Raw genomic sequence first — 17609 nt, forward strand, 5'->3', positions numbered from 1 at the left:
AGCCATGAAGTTCTTTGTCGACACGGCCGACGCCCAGGCGATCGCCCAACTGGCCGAAACCGGCCTGGTGGACGGCGTGACCACCAATCCCAGCCTGGTCCGGAAATCCGGCCGCGACTTTCTCGACGTGGTCGGCGAGATCGCCGGCCTGGTCGACGGCCCGGTGTCGGCCGAGACCGTCGCCACCGACCATGAGACGATGCTGAAAGAAGGCCGCAAGCTGGCCGGGATCGCCGACAATATCGCCGTCAAGGTGCCGCTGACCGTCGACGGCTTGCGCACCTGCAAGGCGCTCGCCGACGACGGCGTGATGGTCAATGTCACCTTGTGCTTCTCGGCCAATCAGGCGCTGTTGGCGGCCAAGGCCGGCGCCACCTTCATCTCGCCGTTCGTCGGCCGGCTCGACGATATCGGCCAGGACGGCATGGGCCTGATCGAGGACATTCGCACCATATACGACAATTATCTGTTCGAGACCCAGATCCTGGTCGCCAGCGTGCGCCATCCGGTGCATGTCCTCGACGCCGCGCGGCTCGGCGCCGACGTGGCGACCCTGCCGCCGGCGGTGATCTGGAAATTGTTCGATCACCCGCTGACCGACAAGGGCCTGGCCGCCTTCCTCGACGACTGGGCCGCCACCGGCCAGTCGATCCTCTGACCCCGGCAAGGCCGCCCGCGATGACCGACGAGGCCCCGCCGCGCCCACCGGCCAAGCCCGGCCCCGATGCGCTGCCACCGACCCCCGCCGATGCGGCCCGCCATGCCGCCGACCATGCCGCCGGTCGCAAGGCGCCCGGTACGCCGCGTGCCACGCCGGCCGCCGAGTTACTGGCGCGCTGGGCGGACAATCTGGCGCACGAACGCCGACTGTCGCCGCACACGCTCGACAGCTATCTGCGCGAGGCGCGGTTCTTCCTCGCCTTCCTGGCCGGCCATCTGGACCGGCCGGTGGACGCGGCGGCGCTGGCGGCGCTGGACGTGCGCGACTTTCGCGCCTATCTGGCCCGGCGCCGCGCCGATGGCCTGTCGCCGGCCAGCACGGCGCGCGCCATCTCGGTGCTCAAGACCTTCTTCGCCCATCTGGCCAGCCGCGAAGGCGTCACCAACAGCGCCATCGCCATCATCCGCGCGCCGCGCACCCCGCGCCGCCTGCCCCGCCCGCTGTCCGAAAGCGGCGCCGAGGATCTGCTGGAGACCGTGCCGCAGACCGAAGACCTGGACTGGGTCGGCGCGCGCGACACGGCGGTGTTGTTGTTGCTCTACGGCTGCGGCCTGCGCATCGCCGAGGCGCTGTCGCTGCGCCGCGCCGACGCGCCCTTGGGCACCACGCTGCGGGTCACCGGCAAGGGCGGCAAACAGCGGCTGGTGCCGGTGCTGCCGGTGGTCGCCCAAGCGGTCGACGCCTATGTGGCACGCTGTCCGCACGCCCTCGACGGTGACGGCCCGCTGTTCGTGGGCAAGCGCGGCGGCGCGCTCGGGCCGCGGCCGGTGCAGGCGGCGGTGGCCGAGGCGCGGCGCCTGCTTGGCCTGCCCGCCAGCGCGACGCCGCACGCGCTGCGCCACAGTTTCGCCAGCCACCTGCTGCAAAACGGCGGCGATCTGCGCACGATCCAGGACCTGTTGGGCCATGCCTCGCTCGCCAGCACCCAGGTCTATACCCGCGTCGACGCCGGCCACCTCGCCGAGATCTACGACAAGGCGCACCCCCGCGCGCGCTGAAACGCCCGGATTCCGCGGCTGTGGCAAGATTTGCCCGACAATCGTCAGACAGGGCTGGACAGCCCCCAAGCGATTGCCTATAAGGCCGATCCGCAGCGCATCGGTGGTCATCCGATCGCGACGCCCAGGTAGCTCAGTTGGTAGAGCATGCGACTGAAAATCGCAGTGTCGGTGGTTCGAATCCGCCCCTGGGCACCACTCTCCCCGCACCGATCCTCCAGACGTCGACGCCGACACCGCACGATTGCCCCAGCGGCTTGGCGCGGGGCGAAATGCGCCGGGTCACCACAACTCTCGGGCGTTACGTCTCCTTAACACATGCCACATAAGGTAATCTGTCGACGGGGCGCGCATCGCGCCAAGGGTCAAGACTAGGTTGTGCAAGAGGTCAGGCGTCTTGGGGACCGCGGTGACACAATCCCCGGGCAGGAGCCACGCGAACGGCATCCAAGGTCTGCTGTTCGACGCCCTGTTCCAGGACATGCAGGAAGCCGCCGTGCTGGCCGATCCCGACCGGCGCATCGTCCGGACCAATGCCGCGGCCGAGGCACTCTTTGGCTATGCCGCGCATGAACTGGCCGGCCAGCGCACCGCGGTGCTCTACGCCAACGAAGACGATTTCCTCGAACAAGGGCGGCGACGTTTCAACCCCTCCGCGAAGCCCTCACACGAGGGCTACCGAATCGCCTATCGGCGCAAGGACGGCTCGACGTTTCCCAGCGAAACCATCGGGTCCACCCTGCGCGACGAAACCGGCGCGATCCTCGGCTATCTGGGGATCGTCCGGGACCTGAGCGAGCAAAGCCGGATCGAGGCGTGCCTGCACGACCTCTATGCCGTCTCCACCGACCAGCAGCAGGGACCGACCGCGCGGATCGACGCCATGCTTGCGCTGGGCTGTGACTTCTTCGGCCTGCCGCTCGGCATCGTCAGCCGGATCGAAGACCGGGTCTATACGGTGGCGCATGTGGCAGCGGCGGACCCGGGCCCCGGCGTCGGCGATCAATTCGACCTTGGCCAAACCTATTGCTGGCACACCCTCGCCGCCGACGATGTGGTCGCCTTCGATCACGCCGGCAACAGCGAAATCACCGGCCACCCCTGCTACCGGACCTTCCAGCTGGAGACCTATATCGGCATCCCGCTGCTGGTCGATGGCGTGCGGCACGGCACCCTTAATTTTTCCGGCTGGCAGCCGCGGTCACAGCCCTTCAGCGATTCCGATCGCGAATTCATGCGCCTGTTCGCCCGATGGATCGCATTCGAAATCTCCGCCCAGCGGGCCTTTCGCCAGATCGAAGCGGCCCGCGCCCGCGCCGAGGCCGCCGACAGCACCAAGTCGCGCTTCCTGGCCACCATGAGCCACGAGTTGCGCACCCCGATCACCGGTGTGCTGGGCATGATCGACCTCTTGGAAACCACCGATTTGCAAACCGAGCAGGCCGGCTATGTGCGGCAGATCCGCGAGTGTACGCAGGGGCTGTTAGCCCTGCTCAACGATGTGCTCGACCTGTCGAAGATCGAGGCCGACCAACTGTCGCTCGAATTGGTGCCAACCGATGTGACCGCCCTGGTGCGTTCTGTGGTCGCGACCTTTTCCGCGGCGGCGGCGCAGAAGGGCGTGGCCATCGAGGTGCGCGCCCCCGCCGCGTCCCTCTTGGTCGAGACCGACCCGACCCGGTTGCGCCAGATCCTGCTCAACCTGCTGTCCAATGCGGTGAAATTCACCCCGCACGGCCAGGTCACCGTGGCGCTCGACCTCGCCGAGACGGCAGCGGCCACGGCTTGGCTGCGGCTGTCGGTCCGCGACCAGGGGCCGGGCATCCCGGCCGACCAGCAGGAAAAGATCTTCGAGGCGTTCCAACAGGCCGACCCGACGGTCGCACGCCGCTATGGCGGCACCGGCCTGGGGCTGGCCATCAGCCGGCGGCTGGCCCGCGCGCTGGACGGCGACATATCGGTCAGCAGCGTGCCCGGCCAGGGCGCCACCTTTTCGGTCGCGCTCAGCGTGCCCCTGGTCGACAGCGACATAGCGATGGCGCCCGCCGAAGCCAGCGCGCAGGCGCACCGCGCGCCGGCGCTGCCCGAACCGGGACAAACCCGGCCGCTGCGCCTGTTGGTCGCCGAGGACAATAGTGTCAACGCGATGTTGCTGGACGCCATGCTCGGCCGGCTCGGCCACCGGGTCACCATCGTGGGCGACGGTGTCGCCGCGGTCGAGGAAGCCACCGGGCTGGAAACCTACGACGCGGCGATCTTCGACCTGCAAATGCCCCTGATGGACGGTGAACAGGCGGCCAGGCGCATCCGTGCCGCCGGCGACCCGATCAGTCGCCTACCGATTCTGGCGCTGACCGCCGACATGGTCGCCGACTGCGCCCAATCCTGCGACCTGACGCCCTTCGATGCGTTTTTGACCAAGCCCATCGACTGGCAGCATCTGACCGCCACCCTCGCCCGCGTGGTGGCGGAGCGCGAGGCCGCCGAGGACGGCCCGACCCACGCCGCACAGCGTCCGCCCGGCGTGCACCTGCCGCTGCTCGACCGGGCGCAGTTGGACGCGCTGGCGGTGTCGCTGGGCGAGGGGTGGGTCAAGAGCTTCGTCGGCGAGGCGGCGCAGACGCTCGCCGATCTGGGCCGGGCAGCCACCGACGATGCCGCGGCCGGCCGCCACCAAACCGCGACCGACCATCTGCACTCGCTCAAGGGCACGGCGCTCAATCTGGGCGCGCCGCGGCTGGCGGCCCTGGCCGATTGGCTGGGGCGGCTGACCGATGGCGACGACCGGCCCGCGACCGGGCCCGATGCGGCGGCGCTACGCCTGTTCGCCGACACCGTGGACGCAACCGTCGGCGCGCTCAACGACATCGCGGCACCGGCCGAGACCGGGTCCGAACGGCGCGGGCATCCCGGGTGAACGCCAGCGGGCCCCCGCGCCCGGGCCGGACCGGCGCCGACCGGCCGTTCGACCGCTTCTGCTCAACCGCCAATGACCAAGCAGCGACGCGCCAGGGGACGAGCGGTGCAGCGCATCCCTGCAGGACCGGCGATCCCGGCGCCAACGCATCGGCACCGCCGACACGCCGGCCCGCACCGGTCGCCGCCAGGGTTGCGCCGGGCGATCAGCGTGTCGCTTCGGCCGCCGTGGCATTGGCGGCGGTCACGTCCGGCGCCGGCGTGTCGGCGGTGCTGGCCGGCAGCACCGGCAGGTCGACCTGGGGCTGTTTGCCGGTCAGGGTCTTGAGAAAGGCAGTGATCTCGGCCACCTCGGCGTCGGTCAGACTCATGCCCAACTGGCTTTCGGCCATGATCGACACCGCCTCACCCAGCGACCACACGGCGCCCGAGTGGAAGTAGGGCGGCGTCAGCGCCACATTGCGCAGGCTCGGCACCTTGAAGAGATACTTGTCGGCCTCGTCGCCGGTGACCTGGTGGCGGCCGGTATCTTCGGGCGGGCGCACGGCGTCGGACGGCGCCTGGACCAGACCGAAGGGCTGATACTGGTCGCCGCCGAGCAATGCGCCGCTGTGGCACCCGACGCAGCCCTTGGTCATGAACGCGTCGAGGCCGGCGCGCTCGGTGGCGTCGAGGGCCGTCAGATCGCCGTTCAAGAACCGGTCGAACGGCGCGTCCGGCGTGGTCAGCGTCTGTTCGTAGGCCGCGATGGCCTTGGTCATGCGCTCGATGGTGATCGGCTCGTCGGCGTCGGGGAACGCGGCCGCGAACGGCGCGGCATAGCCCGGTATGGTCTTCAGCGTCGCCACGGCATCGGTGTGGCTGTGGCTCATCTCGACCGGGTTGGCGATCGGACCGGCCGCCTGTTCGGCCAGGTCGGCGGCGCGACCGTCCCAGAACTGGGCGATGTGGAAACCGGCGTTGAGCACCGTCGGCGCGTTGCGCCCGCCCCGCTCCCAGCCATGGCCCACCGACGTGGCCTGCAGATCGGCCCCGCCGGTGGCCAGATTGTGACAGGTATTGCAGGAAATGAGCTGGCTGCGCGACAGCCGCGGCTCGAAGAACAGCATCTTGCCGAGCGTGACCATATCCGCGGTGGCATCGATACCCTGGTCGGGCATGGTCGCGGGCAGCGGCTCGAACATCTGCCGGGCCTGAGCGGCCAGTTGGCTCGGCTCGATAGCGGCAGCGGGTGCGGCCGTCACAGCCGCCAGAGACAGCGCAAGAATCGTCGATCGGATGTGCATAGGCTCAGCCTCACTGATCGTTTTATGTTACTGTGCCTATAAAACAGCGCCGCCCCGGTCACAAGATGACGGCGTCCAGCCCTGCCCGAGCCCAAGAGCCCCAGGCCCTGGGACTGTCGTCCTTGGATCGGCGGCATTGGCTCGCCGGGCCACAACTGTTATCCCGCGTCATGGATCCAGGCTCACCGACCTCCCGTATCAAATGTGGGAGCATGGCATGAGTAAAAGTAGCATTGGTCTGAACGACGCCCTTGACCGGTATGTGGCCGAGATCTCGCTTCACGATCGCGAGCCGGACCCGATGCGGCGCCTGCGTCTGGCCTCGGACGAGCTGGCCGAGGGCAATATGCGCTCGTCCAGCGAACAGGTGCAGTTTCTGATGCTATTGCTACGCGCGATCGGGGCCATGAAGGTGATCGAGGTGGGGGTTTTCACCGGCTACGCCACCCTGGGTTTCGCGCTTGCCGTGCCGGCGCGCGGGCGGGTCATCGCACTCGACCGCACCGACCGCTGGTTGGCGGCCGGGCGCCGGGAATGGCAAGCGGCCGGCGTCGCCGATCGGATCGACTTCCGCCAGGGCGACGCGCGCGACGCACTCGATGCCATGGCCGCACAAGGCGAAACGGGCACGGTGGATTTCGCGTTCATCGACGCCGACAAACCCGGCTATGAGGATTACTATGAGCGCTGCCTGACGCTGGTGCGCCCCGGCGGCTTGATCGCAGTCGACAATGTGTTGTGGCACGGCCGGGTGGTCGACCCCGACGCCCAGGACGACGACACGGTCGCCATCCGGCGGTTCAACCGGAAGGTTCACCTAGACGGCCGGGTCGATCTCGCCCTGGTGCCGATCGGCGATGGCGTGACGCTGCTGCGCAAACGCTGACCGCCCGGCCAACGGGGCGGATGAGGGGGCTGAACCAAGAGCCGGGCTCGGCGTTCGGGGCGTACCACAGCGGCGCCCCTTGGGGATTGAGGTCTGTATCAGTCGAAGGAGTCGGTTTGTGCATCCGGCGTTGTCGTCCCATCCGTTCCAGACCGTCTGGGCGCACTGGTCGTCGTTGCGCACCGGCACTGATCTGCCGGCCAAGCGCGACCTCAACCCGGCGGCCCTCAAGACGGTGCTGCCCAACGTGGTCCTGCTGGAGCGCGCGGCGACCGACCGCTTCGTCTATCGGCTGGCCGGCACCGCCTTCGCCGAACGGTTGAGCTACAATCCAACCGGGCAGAACCTGATCGACCAACTGGACCCGGCGGTACGGGATTGGTCGATTACCTGGTTCAACCGGTCGCTCGACGAGAGGTTCGGCGCGCTGTCCGAGTATTCGGCCGAATATTATACCGGTCGGGTCAACAAGGTGGCATCGCTGTATCTGCCGTTGCGCGACGCCACGGGCGCCGTCAGCTTGTTTCTGGCGGTTAACTGGCCACTCGAAATGCTCAGCTACAAACCCGCCGGCGCGGTCAGCCGCATCGGCACCGATCTGCTCACCGTCGAGCCGCTGGACCTGGGCTTCGGCGTCCCCGACCTGCCCCGCACCCCCGAGCGCCCCGGCGTCGGGCGAGGCAGCGGCCCTGACGCAGACACCGTATACTCGGACAGCCATGCCCAGCGCTGAGCGCAGCATCGCCCGGCGTCAGCGGCGAAAACCCGGCGCAAAACCCCTGTGCCTCTGGCCAGTCGCCCCCAAACGGCCCCCAGGGGTCAGCCGGCCCCGTCGACCCCGACCGGCTGCGTGACCGACCGTTGTCCCGGTACCTGGGCACGGACCGCCACATACTCGCGCGGGTCGAGGCGCGCGGTCTGTCGTCGGAAGCCCACGGTGAAGCCCGGCCAGAGGGTCACATTCTTGCCGTCGGCGGCCTGATACCAACTGGTACATCCCCCCGTCTGCCACACCGTGCGCGCCAGGCGCCTTTGAACCCAGGCGTTATAGCGCGCCTGCACATCCGCCCGCACGTCGAGAGCCGGCACCCGGAGCGTGTCCATCCGGTCGAGCGCGCTCAACACATACCGGATCTGCGACTCGATGATGAAGATGATCGAACTGTGACCGAGGCCGGTATTGGGCCCGACCAGCAGGAACAGATTGGGAAAGCCGCTGACCGTGGTGCCGCGATGAGCCTCGGCGCCGGTATCGGCCCAGGCGGCGGCCAGCGTCCGCCCGCCCCGGCCGGTCACCGCCATATCGTCCAGCGGCTCGGTGGCGCGAAAACCGGTACCCAGGATCAGCGCGTCGGCCGGCCGCTCGACGCCCGCGGTATCGATCACGCCGCCGGCGGTCACGCCCGCGATCCGGTCGGTGATCAGATCCACATGGTCGCGTTGCAGGGCCGGGTAGTAATCGTCGGACAGCAACACCCGCTTGCAGCCCAGGCGATAATCGGGGGTCAGCCTGGCGCGCAAATCGGGATCGGCCACCTGGGCGTGCAGGAACCGTTCCGCGCCCCACTGAAAGGCGCGCAACAGCCCCGGCATCCGTGTAAAGCCGATGGCGCGCCATTCGAGTGACCAATAGATGAACCCCCGGTGCAGCTTCTGCGCCACCGGCAGCCGCCGATAAAGCCCGCGCATCCAGTCCGGCACCCGATAGTCGAGCCGTGGGATGATCCACGGCGGCGTGCGCTGATAAACGTCCAGATGCGCCACCCGACGCGCGATTTCGGGCACGAACTGGATGGCGCTGGCGCCAGTGCCGATCACCGCCACCCGCTTGGCCCTCAAATCGACACCATGGTCCCAGCGCGCCGAATGGAACACCGGCCCTGCGAACCGGTCGAGACCCGGCAAGTCAGGCCAGGCCGGTTTGTTGAGCGGCCCGGTACCGGCGACCACCACCCGCGCGGTCCGGCGCGCGCCGTCGGCGGTGGTGATCAGCCATCGCGCCCGCGCCTCGTCCCAGTCGAGCGCCACCACCCGCTGGCCAAAGCGCAGAAACGGCCGAATGGCGAAATCCTCGGCACAGCGCTCCATATAGCGGCGGATCTCGGCTTGACCCGAATAGGCATGGCTCCAATCGGGGTTGGGCGCGAACGAGAAGGAATAGAGCTGGGACGGGACATCGCAGGCGCAGCCGGGATAGGTGTTGTCGCGCCAAGTGCCGCCGAGGCCCTCGCTGCGCTCCAGCACGACGAAGTCGTCGCGGTTCGCCTGGCGCAGCTTGATCGCCATGCCAAGGCCCGCAAAACCCGCGCCGATGATCGCCACGTCGGTGTGCGGCACCGGCTTGCCACCGCTCGCGCCGTCGTCCGCCATGCTTGCCCGCTCCCTTCATCCTTGAAAAGAATGAGCCCAGCTCGCAAGCCCGTCAATGGCGGTCCGCTGTTGCACGGCGGTCGCGTTTGTTACATGTTTGTGACAATATCACGGATCTTGTCAGGGAATCCGCGTCGGGGCCAAGCTTGTGCCGAGACCGTCGCTTCCGCCCCACACGAAAGACAGTCACAGCCCCCGCACCATGGAAGACATCAAACAGTTCCCGATCGATGCCGCGCACGCCCAAGGTGCCGGCAGCCAGGCCCTGATCGACCTGGTGGCCGAGGTCACGGGCGCCGTCGCCGACCCGCCCGAAGCCATCGAATGCGTCTATTTGGACACCTTCGACTGGCGCCTGTATGCCGCCGACAGCGTGCTCGAAGCGGTGCGGGACAGCCGCGGCTGGGCGCTGACCTGGAGCGTGCTCGGCGACGGGCGCACGCTGGGGCGGCTGCGCGCCGACCGGTGCCCCGTGTTCGCCTCGGATATCGAGCCGGCGCCGGCGCGCGCGCGCCTCGCCGCGACAATGGATATCCGCGCGCTGATGGAACGGGTGCGGGTCCGGCTCAACCGGCAGCCCTTGGCGCGGCGCAACGATGACGACAAAACCGTGGTGCGGCTGGCCCTGGTGGAAGGCACCGCGGTCGACCCCGAGACCGGCGACGAGGCGACGCTGAGCGCGCGGGTCACGGTGCAGCCGGTGCGCGGCTATGACAAAGCCTATGACCGGATCGTGGCCCGGCTGACCGACCGTTTCGGCGCGGCGGTGGAAACCGGCCCGTTGATGGTCTCGGCGTTGGCCGCCATCGGCCGGACGCCGGGCGACTATAGTTCCAAGATCCGGCTGGCGCTGGCCCGCGGCACGCCGGCGGAAACCGCGCTCAAGGACGTGTGCCAGACCCTGCTGCGGGTCATGGAACGCAATGTGGACGGCGTTCTGGCCGACACCGACAGCGAATTTCTGCACGATTTCCGCGTCGCCGTACGCCGCACACGCACCGCCCTGACCCAGGCCAAGGGGGTGTTCCCCGAGGCCATGCGCCGCCGCTTCGCCGACGATTTCCGGTGGCTCGGGCAATTGACCGGCCCGAAACGCGATCTTGATGTGTTCCGCCTCGACGTGCCGGGCTATCAGGACCGGCTCCCCGACGACCAGGCCGGCGCGCTGGCGCCGTTTCAGGATTTCCTCGACCGCCGCGCCCAGGCGGCACTCGCCGACCTGGCCCGCGCCCTGCGCAGCGAGCGCTACCGACGCCTGGTCGCCGATTGGCGCGACATGCTCCACAGCCCGACGCCGCCGGTCGACCCGCCGCCCGAAGCGCACACCCCGATCGAGCGGCTGGCTGCCCGGCGCATCGCCCGCGCGCACAAACGGGTGATCAAGGACGGCCGGCGCATCGACGCCCAAAGCCCGCCCGAGGCGCTGCACGACCTGCGCAAGGACGCCAAGAAACTCCGCTACCAGCTTGAGTTCTTCCGCAGCCTGTTCGACGCCGACGACGTCAAGACCACCGTCAAGGCGTTGAAGCAACTTCAGGCAGTGCTCGGCACCTATCAGGACAGCGCGGTCCAGCGCGAGGCGTTGATGGCGTTCGGCCGGGCCATGACCGCCGAGACCAGCCCGCCGCCCGAGACGCTGATGGCGCTCGGCACCCTGACCGCGACGCTCGAAGACCGCCAGGCCGACGCGCGCGCCCATTTCGCCGAGCGCTTCGCCACCTTCGACACCCCCGACGTGGCCGACCGCATCGCTCACATGAGCCGCGATGCCGACGCAGCGGCCAAGCCGCCCGCCCCGCCGCCCGACCGACCGCCCCGCGCCGCTGGCAGCAAGGCCGATAAAAAGGCCATGCGCACGGCCGCCGCTTCAAAGGCCAAGAGCGAGACCAAGGCCGGCAAAGACAAGGCCGATAAAACCAACAAGACCGAAAAAAGCAAAAAGCCCAAAAAAGCCGGCAAGGCGAAGACGGGAGGCCGCAGATGAAGGTGCTCGCCATCCACAACATCAAGGGCGGCGTGGGCAAGACCGCCGCGGCGGTCAATCTGGCCTATGAAGCGGCGGGCGCCGGCGCACGGACCCTGGTCTGGGACCTGGACCCGCAGGCCGCGACCAGCTTCTATTTTCGCATCAAGCCCAAGGTGAAGGGCGGCGGCAAGGGCATCGTCAAGGGCAAGACCGAGCTTGATGATCGCATCAAGGGCACCGATTTCGACAATCTGGACCTGATGCCGGCGGACTTTTCCTACCGCGAGTTCGACGCTCAGCTTGACGCCACCGACAAGACCAACCGGCTGGCCAAGGCGCTTAAACCGCTGGCGAGCCAATATGATTTTGTCTTCCTGGATTGCCCGCCGAGCATCTCGCATCTGTCGGAAAACGTCTTCGCCGCGGCCCATGGGCTGGTCATTCCGCTGCTGCCCACAACCCTGTCGCTCAGAACCTACGACCAGCTCTGTCGCTTCCTCGACGAGCGCCGGATCAGCCCCAAGCGGCGGCTGCCCTTTTTGTCCATGATCGACCGGCGCAAGACCCTGCACCGCGACGTGATGACCAGCTTTCCCGCGCAGCATAAGGAGGCGCTGGCCACCGGCATTCCCTATTCCAGCGTGGTCGAACGCATGGGGCTGGAACGCGCCCCGGTGCGCGCCTTCGCGCCGCGATCGGCGGCGGCTCGCGCGTTCGCCGACCTGTGGGACGAAATCGCCACCCGCGTCGGCTGAGCCGCAGCGGTGCCCGCGCGCCCGGGCCGCCGAGCGACCGACCCGACATCGCGGCCGAGTGTCCCGAGTGTCAAGCCGCGCCGGCCAGCAGATCGGCGTAGCGCACGCCCCAGTCGGCAAACGGGTGCTCATAGAGGGCAGCATTGGCGAACCGCGGGTCGTCGGTCACTTCCGGGCCGACCCACGCGGGTAAGTCGAGCGCCGCGTCGGCCGCGTCCAACTCCACCTCGGCCAGAACCAGCCCGGCATTGGCACCGGCGAACACGTCCACCTCCCAGGTGTGACCGCCATGGTCGACCAGATGACGGTGCTTTTCGATCGGCGGGCGTTCGCATAGCGCCAGCATCTGCCGGCCGTCCTCGGCGGGCACCGGATATTCGAACTCGTAGCGCGCCGCCGCGCCGGCATGATCGGCCTTGAAGGTCAGCAGGTATTGCTCGCCCTTCTGGCGGATGCGCAGCGAGCGCCCGGCCCCGGTGATCAGATAGCCCTGGCACAGCGGCGTGACCGCGCGCGCCGGCTGCCAGTCCGCGCCGGCGACGAGAAACTTGCGCTCGATCTCGATCATTGGGCCGCCGCCGAGCCGTCGGCGGCCACCAGACGGCGCATGACCGCAGCGATGGCGCGGGCATAATCGGGCCGCAGGTCCAGGGTCAGTGCTGCCGCCGGGGCCAGAAGATGAGCGTCGCGATGCTCGTCCGACAGCACCAGATCGGCCAGGGCGAACGGCCGTCGGGGCTGACCGATGACGGTCAGGATCTGGCGCCGGCTGCCGTCGGGCTTGACCCGCGGCCACAAAATCAACTCAGGCCCGGCGGTCACCAGAAGGCCGGTTTCTTCCCAGCATTCCCGTGCCAGCGCGGCGGCCGGCGTCTCGTTGGGCTCGACGCGACCGCCGGGCAGGTCCCAACGGCCGTCGGGCTGGCGCAGCACCAACACCTGGCCGGCGGAGACCAGCACCGATTTGATCGACAGGGGGGGTGTGAACGGACCGGGGCTGTGCAACAGCGAAGCGGTGGACGGCGACATGGCAGCCTCGACGCAAGGAAGGACCAACGGGGACGGCCCGGCTGGCCGCATCGGCCGCCCCTGGACACCGCGTGCCGCGCCCGTCCGCCACGAACGGCGGCACGAGCGCCCGGCGCGCGTGCAAGAGGCTAGCACAACCGCAGTCCCTACGTGCAAGGCTTTCGTGGCCCACCGCTCCGGCGCCGACAGCACCAAGGCACCGGGTGCGGTTTGTCCTGATCGGGTGAATTTTGCGGTTGCACTGCCGCCGGCAAGGGCTTATACACCCGGCCTCAGCCAAGCGGTGGCCACGCCATCGCCCGGCGGGCGCGTAGCTCAGGGGTAGAGCACTGTGTTCACACCGCAGGGGTCAGAGGTTCAAATCCTCTCGCGCCCACCATTCTAATCAAGCACTTAGATAAAAATCACACAGAGATTGCCGGTACGCACGTACCTCGGCTTTGTTCCACTTGCGGCCGGGCACCTCGCCGGCGCGGTCAGGCGTAGAAGCAGGTACAGCCAGCCGGATTATTCCCGGCGGCCATTCACCAGCCGACGCACAGCGATCAGATCGCGGCGGCAGTGGCGGGCGGCGGTGGCGGCTTCCACGGCCCAGCGGGCCACATCGGCCTGGGTGATGTCAGGGCCGGTCGGCGGGTCCGGGATCGGCGGGCAGGTCAGAAGGGCTTGGGGTATCGTCGGCGCAGGCGGCGGGGGCGTCGCGGTGCAGCCCGCACAGAGCGCGACGCAACACAGGCGCCACAACACCGTCGTCATCGGCTTTGCCATGGGCAATCTCCTCAATCAGCGACAGGCGGTCCCGGTCAGCCGCCGCCTGGACGGCCGCACGGCGGTCGGCCGCCGCGATGGCGCGGGCGGTGTGGGCCGCCCGCACCTGGTGGGCGCGAAGCTCGTCGCGCAGGCGGTCGGCCGCGCGCACCTCGTGCAGGACCCAGGCGCCGGCGCTGGCGACGATCACGCCCACCAGCAGCACCCCCAGCTGCGGCCCCATGAGCCGCGCCACCACCCCGGCGATCATCGCCCCCGATCCTCAAGGCTCAGCCGCAGCCGGTCCTCGGCGCTGGCGTCGCGGTGGTAGAGCAGCACCACGGCGAGCCAGCTCGGCAGGCCGACGCCCACCAGCACCGCCGCCAGCACCACCGACTGCCACAGATAGGCCAGGCCCGCGCCCAGGCAGGCGAGCCCGGCGGCGAGCGCGAAGGCGAGCCAGGCGAGCGTGCGCCGGTTGACCCAGCGCCGGGCGGTGCCCTGGCCCGCCTCGCGCCGGCCGGCCGCCAGGCCGGCCAGAAAGCCGGCCAGCGCGCCAAGCCCCAACGGCCAGCCCCAGGCGGACCAGGCGGCCGGGTCGAGCGTCAGGTCGATCATCGCGGGGCTCCTTCGTCGTCGGGGTGGTCGGGGGCGATCCTGGCGGCCTTGCAGCCGAGCAGCGTCTGGACCGAGCCGGGGGCGGCCGCCGGGCGGCAGGCGCCCAAGGTCCGCCACCAGTGCGCCGTGCGCCGCACATAGGTGCGGGTCTCGTCGGCATGGCGGCCGGTGACCCGGGCCAGGCACGGCGCCACGTCGCGCCACAGCAGCGCATCGTCGCAGTGCGCCTGGGCGCCCAGGATGTGGCCGAGGCCGGCATTGTAGCTGGCCAGCCCCAAGGGCCAGCGCCCGGCGAAGTCGCGGCCGCGGTCCCACTGGCGCATGAGCCGCGCCTGATAGGCCGCGCCGGCCTCGATGGCGATGGCGTCGTGGGGCGTGGCGCCCGCCGGCAGGTCGAGCCGCCGGGCCATCTCGGCCCAGGTGGCGGGCATGAACTGCGCCAGACCGCGCGCGCCGGCCGGGCTCACCGCCGCCGGATCGCAGCGGCTTTCCTGATAGAGTTGCGCCATCCACGCCTGGGGCAAGCGCCACGGCCCCCAATGCCGGTGCACCGCCCGCCGGATCGCCCCGGCATAGGGCGCACAGGCCCGGGCCACGGGGTTGGCGGGGGCGCACTCGGTGCCGGGCCCGGGGGCAGGCTCGGGCGCCGGTTTGGGCTCATGGGCCTCAAGCGCGGGCGGCGAGCACGACCAGGCCAGCCAGCAGATACATGCCAGCCACCGCGATCGCCAAAGCGATGGGATGCCCATAGATCACCTCCTGCGCCCGCGCCGGCAGGCCGATGCGCGCCTCGCGCACCGCCCGCACCAAGCCGATCGCCACCGCGAACAGCACCACCACGTTCATCACCGTCGCCAACAGGCCCTGGGCGAGCCAGGCAGCCAGGTCGGGCCCGCGCCAGGCGAGCAGCGCCACCAACGCCAGCGTGGCCAGAGCCCAAGGGCCGGCATCGCCAGCGATGGCGGCCAGGCGCGCCCTCAGGCGCCGTCGTCCCGTGTCCATATCTCGTCTCCTTGTTCTGGGGAGTGGGTTGCCAAGTGAGCCGTCAACAGATCGCGCGCCAGCAGCGCCGGCGCCGCCACCACCACCCGGCCCCGGCGGTGGATCGCCTCTTGTTCGGCGCGGGTCAGGCTGAGCACCACCGAGCCCGCACCGTCGTCATGAGCGCGCATGGACGGGCGCGCCTCAGCGCTCGCCGCCACCGGATCGGTCACGGCGGCCAGGCTCACCGCCCGTCCGGTCCATGCCGGCCGGCGGCGGGCCGCCGACGCCGCGGATCAGCGACCACAGCAGCTGGTCGAACACGCGTGGGCCGATGGCGCCGACCACCGCGCCGCATACCGACGCGCCCGAGCGATCGAGGGCGAGGAACGCCGCCAGTTCCGAGGCGATCAGCCCCATGCCCACCGCGATGACCACGTCGAGCGGCAGGTCGCGCCAGCGCCAGGCGCGATAGCCCCGGCGGATCTCGTCGGCGCGGACCAACAGCGCGCCGATCACGGTGAACAGCACCACGCGCCACTGCACGGGCTCGAACGCGTCGCGCAGCCCGCGCAACACTTGAACAGGGTCCATAAGTCTTTCTCTTGTCGGAGGGGATGGGACGATCAGAGCGCCGGGCCCGGCACCGCACTGCCCGTGGCGGGGGGCACGGCTGCGTCCGCCGCCGCTTCTTCCGCCTCGATGGCGCTGGTGTAGCCGCCGGCGTCCAGGCGATGGCGCACGCGCACGATCCGCCAGCGGCGCGGCAGGTCGGGCCGCCAGCCATCGAGCACCAGAAGCGCTTCGGCCTGAGCCTCGGGACGGCCGGGCAGAGTCAGCGACAGCCGGTGCCGGCCGCGCGTGCGGCGGTTGAAGGCAGCATCCACGGCGGCGCGGGCGCGCGCCTCGGTGTCGAACGGGCCGGCCAGGTCCTCGAACGGGTCGGCGCCGCGGGTCACCGGCCGGTCGGTCTTGGCATCGCGGTCCCACCAATGGGCGCGCACGCCGCCGCCGGCGACCGCCGAGCCCGCCTCCTCGCGCGCGGCGTAGCGGTGCGTCCAGCGGCTGACCTCGCCAGGGCGGAGCCACAGCGCCGGCAAGGCCGCACCGGACACCGCCTCGGCGCGGCCCTTGGGGGCCAGCACCAGGCGCCCGTCGATCGGCCGCGCCACCGCGTCCACCTCGCCGGCCAGCCGGGTCAGGAACGCCAGGTCGGACTCGGCGGTCTGGTCGGCATGGGGCACGGCGACCGTGTCGAGCGCCTGGGCCAGCGCCGGGTCGAGGGCGTGCTCGCCGGCGATGGTGCGGGCGATGTCGCCGAGCGTGGTATCGTGCCAGGACCGCGAGCGCGGCGCGCGGATCGCCCGCGGCAGCCGCGCGGCCGAGGCCCATAGCGCCAGCGTCGCCGGCGGGCCGCTGGCCTGGATCTCGTCGACCTCGAACACGCCCATGCGCACCAGACGCCGACCGCGCCAACCGAGCCAAACGGTCAGTGCCGCCCCAGGCGCGGGCCAGGCGATCCAGCGGCCATCGGCCCCCGGCCGATCGTCGAGGCGCAGGTGCAAGCGGTCGCTATAGTCCTCGGCCACGTCCTCGACACTCAGCGACACCAAGCGATCGCGCAGAGCGGCGGTGATATCGCCACCGGCGGCCTCGACCCGCAAATCGGGTTGCATAGGGCCGAGCCTCGTCAGCCGAACAACCGCACGACACGGTCGGTCGGCGTTGCCGGCAGGTCGGGCAGCACGAGCCTCAGCCCCGCCGGCAGCACCGGCCCATGGCCGGCCAGCGACAGGTCGGGGTTGGCGTCGAGGATGCGCTCGACCACCCCGGCCTGGGCGCCATAGTGGCCAAGCGCGATCTGGTCCAGGCGGTCGCCCGCCCGGGTCTCGTAGAGTTGGGTCATCGGAAGGTCTCCTTGACAGGGCCAACAGGAGCCGTTGAAGTGTACGGCAATGCACCGTACATGACAGGGAACTGGATCGACCGCAGGAGCGCCCCATGCCTTCGACATTCGGCGACGCACCGCCGCCCGCCCCCGCAAAGCGCAGCGAGCGCTTGGAAGCGCGCATCACCGAAGAGCAGAAGCAGTTGTTCGCCCGCGCCGCCGCCCTCACCGGTTCGTCGGTGTCGGAGTTCGTGGTGCGCTCGGTCCAGGCGGCGGCCCAGCAAACCCTGCACGACCATCAGACCATGACGCTCGGCGCGCGCGACGCCTCGGCGTTCGTGACCGCCCTGCTGTCGGACGCCGAGCCCAACGAGGCGCTGCGCGCAGCAGCCCGGCGCTATCGGACCGCACGGGCCGACGGCGAATGAGCCAGCCCCGGCGTGGCGCC

Annotated in this window: 20 protein-coding genes and 2 tRNA genes; 10 read left to right on the forward strand and 12 right to left on the reverse strand. The window is 70.0% G+C overall.

Features of this window, described 5'->3' with window-relative positions; genetic code table 11:
• Positions 1 to 4: 4 nt before the first annotated feature.
• The 4 genes from fsa to EV659_RS09575 all read left to right on the forward strand — a co-directional run bounded on the left by fsa (position 5) and on the right by EV659_RS09575 (position 4636).
• Entirely contained in the window at positions 5 to 658 is a 654-nt protein-coding gene (gene fsa, locus EV659_RS09560) for a fructose-6-phosphate aldolase (RefSeq protein WP_132708652.1), read from the forward strand.
• Between the two features lie 20 nt (positions 659 to 678).
• A complete protein-coding gene (locus EV659_RS09565; protein ID WP_132708653.1) occupies positions 679 to 1719 on the forward strand; it encodes a tyrosine recombinase XerC in 1041 nt (346 codons plus the stop codon).
• Positions 1720 to 1841: 122 nt separating this feature from the next.
• A tRNA-Phe gene (locus tag EV659_RS09570) sits at positions 1842 to 1917 on the forward strand.
• Between the two features lie 211 nt (positions 1918 to 2128).
• On the forward strand, positions 2129 to 4636 hold the full coding sequence (locus EV659_RS09575) for an ATP-binding protein (RefSeq protein ID WP_132708654.1): 2508 nt from the start codon (positions 2129 to 2131) through the stop codon (positions 4634 to 4636).
• 205 nt (positions 4637 to 4841) lie between these two features.
• Here the strand turns inward: EV659_RS09575 and EV659_RS09580 are convergent, their stop codons facing one another.
• The gene (locus EV659_RS09580; protein WP_132708655.1) at positions 4842 to 5921 is read right to left on the reverse strand and encodes a cytochrome-c peroxidase; all 1080 of its coding nucleotides are present in this window, start codon (positions 5919 to 5921) and stop codon (positions 4842 to 4844) included.
• A 217-nt stretch (positions 5922 to 6138) separates the two neighbouring features.
• Between EV659_RS09580 and EV659_RS09585 the strand changes: the two genes are divergently transcribed.
• Both EV659_RS09585 and EV659_RS09590 read left to right on the forward strand, forming a co-directional pair.
• Positions 6139 to 6807, forward strand: coding sequence for a class I SAM-dependent methyltransferase (locus EV659_RS09585; protein WP_132708656.1), 669 nt, complete (start codon positions 6139 to 6141; stop codon positions 6805 to 6807).
• A 118-nt stretch (positions 6808 to 6925) separates the two neighbouring features.
• Positions 6926 to 7540, forward strand: a complete 615-nt coding sequence (locus EV659_RS09590) for a PAS domain-containing protein (protein ID WP_165878818.1) — start codon at positions 6926 to 6928, stop codon at positions 7538 to 7540.
• Between the two features lie 86 nt (positions 7541 to 7626).
• Here EV659_RS09590 and EV659_RS09595 read toward each other — a convergent pair whose 3' ends face one another.
• Positions 7627 to 9177, reverse strand: coding sequence for a flavin-containing monooxygenase (locus EV659_RS09595; protein WP_132708658.1), 1551 nt, complete (start codon positions 9175 to 9177; stop codon positions 7627 to 7629).
• Positions 9178 to 9379: 202 nt separating this feature from the next.
• Here EV659_RS09595 and EV659_RS09600 point away from each other — a divergent pair, with 202 nt between their 5' ends.
• Entirely contained in the window at positions 9380 to 11161 is a 1782-nt protein-coding gene (locus EV659_RS09600; protein WP_132708659.1) for a CHAD domain-containing protein, read from the forward strand.
• Positions 11158 to 11898, forward strand: coding sequence for a ParA family protein (locus tag EV659_RS09605; protein ID WP_132708660.1), 741 nt, complete (start codon positions 11158 to 11160; stop codon positions 11896 to 11898). Before EV659_RS09600 ends, EV659_RS09605 begins: the two co-directional genes overlap by 4 nt.
• A 70-nt stretch (positions 11899 to 11968) precedes the next feature.
• Here the strand turns inward: EV659_RS09605 and EV659_RS09610 are convergent, their stop codons facing one another.
• Together EV659_RS09610 and EV659_RS09615 are read right to left on the reverse strand one after the other, a co-directional pair.
• Positions 11969 to 12466 (reverse strand): CYTH domain-containing protein, encoded by a 498-nt coding sequence (locus EV659_RS09610; protein ID WP_132708661.1) that lies wholly within the window; start codon positions 12464 to 12466, stop codon positions 11969 to 11971.
• Positions 12463 to 12927, reverse strand: coding sequence for an NUDIX domain-containing protein (locus EV659_RS09615; RefSeq protein ID WP_165878819.1), 465 nt, complete (start codon positions 12925 to 12927; stop codon positions 12463 to 12465). Before EV659_RS09615 ends, EV659_RS09610 begins: the two co-directional genes overlap by 4 nt.
• A gap of 304 nt (positions 12928 to 13231) precedes the next feature.
• On the opposite strand from EV659_RS09615, the gene EV659_RS09620 reads away from it, so the two are divergent.
• Positions 13232 to 13306, forward strand: a tRNA-Val gene (locus EV659_RS09620).
• A 240-nt stretch (positions 13307 to 13546) separates the two neighbouring features.
• On the opposite strand, the gene EV659_RS09625 is transcribed toward EV659_RS09620, so the two are convergent.
• The 8 genes from EV659_RS09625 to EV659_RS09660 form a co-directional block, all read right to left on the reverse strand.
• Positions 13547 to 13945: a hypothetical protein gene (locus EV659_RS09625; RefSeq protein ID WP_132708663.1), complete on the reverse strand. Its 399-nt coding sequence runs from the start codon at positions 13943 to 13945 to the stop codon at positions 13547 to 13549.
• Positions 13942 to 14292, reverse strand: coding sequence for a hypothetical protein (locus EV659_RS09630; RefSeq protein WP_132708664.1), 351 nt, complete (start codon positions 14290 to 14292; stop codon positions 13942 to 13944). The genes EV659_RS09625 and EV659_RS09630 overlap by 4 nt, the downstream gene beginning before the upstream one ends.
• The gene (locus EV659_RS09635; RefSeq protein WP_207894073.1) at positions 14289 to 14888 is read right to left on the reverse strand and encodes a transglycosylase SLT domain-containing protein; all 600 of its coding nucleotides are present in this window, start codon (positions 14886 to 14888) and stop codon (positions 14289 to 14291) included. The genes EV659_RS09630 and EV659_RS09635 overlap by 4 nt, the downstream gene beginning before the upstream one ends.
• 70 nt (positions 14889 to 14958) lie before the next feature.
• Complete coding sequence (locus EV659_RS09640) at positions 14959 to 15294, reverse strand: hypothetical protein (RefSeq protein ID WP_132708666.1); 336 nt, start codon at positions 15292 to 15294, stop codon at positions 14959 to 14961.
• Entirely contained in the window at positions 15270 to 15521 is a 252-nt protein-coding gene (locus tag EV659_RS09645; RefSeq protein WP_132708667.1) for a hypothetical protein, read from the reverse strand. The genes EV659_RS09640 and EV659_RS09645 overlap by 25 nt, the downstream gene beginning before the upstream one ends.
• Entirely contained in the window at positions 15478 to 15867 is a 390-nt protein-coding gene (locus EV659_RS09650; protein WP_132708668.1) for a phage holin family protein, read from the reverse strand. The genes EV659_RS09645 and EV659_RS09650 overlap by 44 nt, the downstream gene beginning before the upstream one ends.
• 32 nt (positions 15868 to 15899) lie before the next feature.
• Entirely contained in the window at positions 15900 to 16949 is a 1050-nt protein-coding gene (locus EV659_RS09655) for a phage late control D family protein (RefSeq protein WP_132708669.1), read from the reverse strand.
• A gap of 14 nt (positions 16950 to 16963) precedes the next feature.
• Positions 16964 to 17179, reverse strand: coding sequence for a tail protein X (locus EV659_RS09660; RefSeq protein WP_132708670.1), 216 nt, complete (start codon positions 17177 to 17179; stop codon positions 16964 to 16966).
• Positions 17180 to 17274: 95 nt separating this feature from the next.
• On the opposite strand from EV659_RS09660, the gene EV659_RS09665 reads away from it, so the two are divergent.
• A complete protein-coding gene (locus EV659_RS09665) occupies positions 17275 to 17589 on the forward strand; it encodes a type II toxin-antitoxin system TacA family antitoxin (protein WP_132708671.1) in 315 nt (104 codons plus the stop codon).
• The last annotated feature ends 20 nt before the right edge of the window (positions 17590 to 17609 follow it).

Source organism: Rhodothalassium salexigens DSM 2132, from assembly GCF_004341375.1.
Classification (GTDB): domain Bacteria; phylum Pseudomonadota; class Alphaproteobacteria; order Sphingomonadales; family Rhodothalassiaceae; genus Rhodothalassium; species Rhodothalassium salexigens.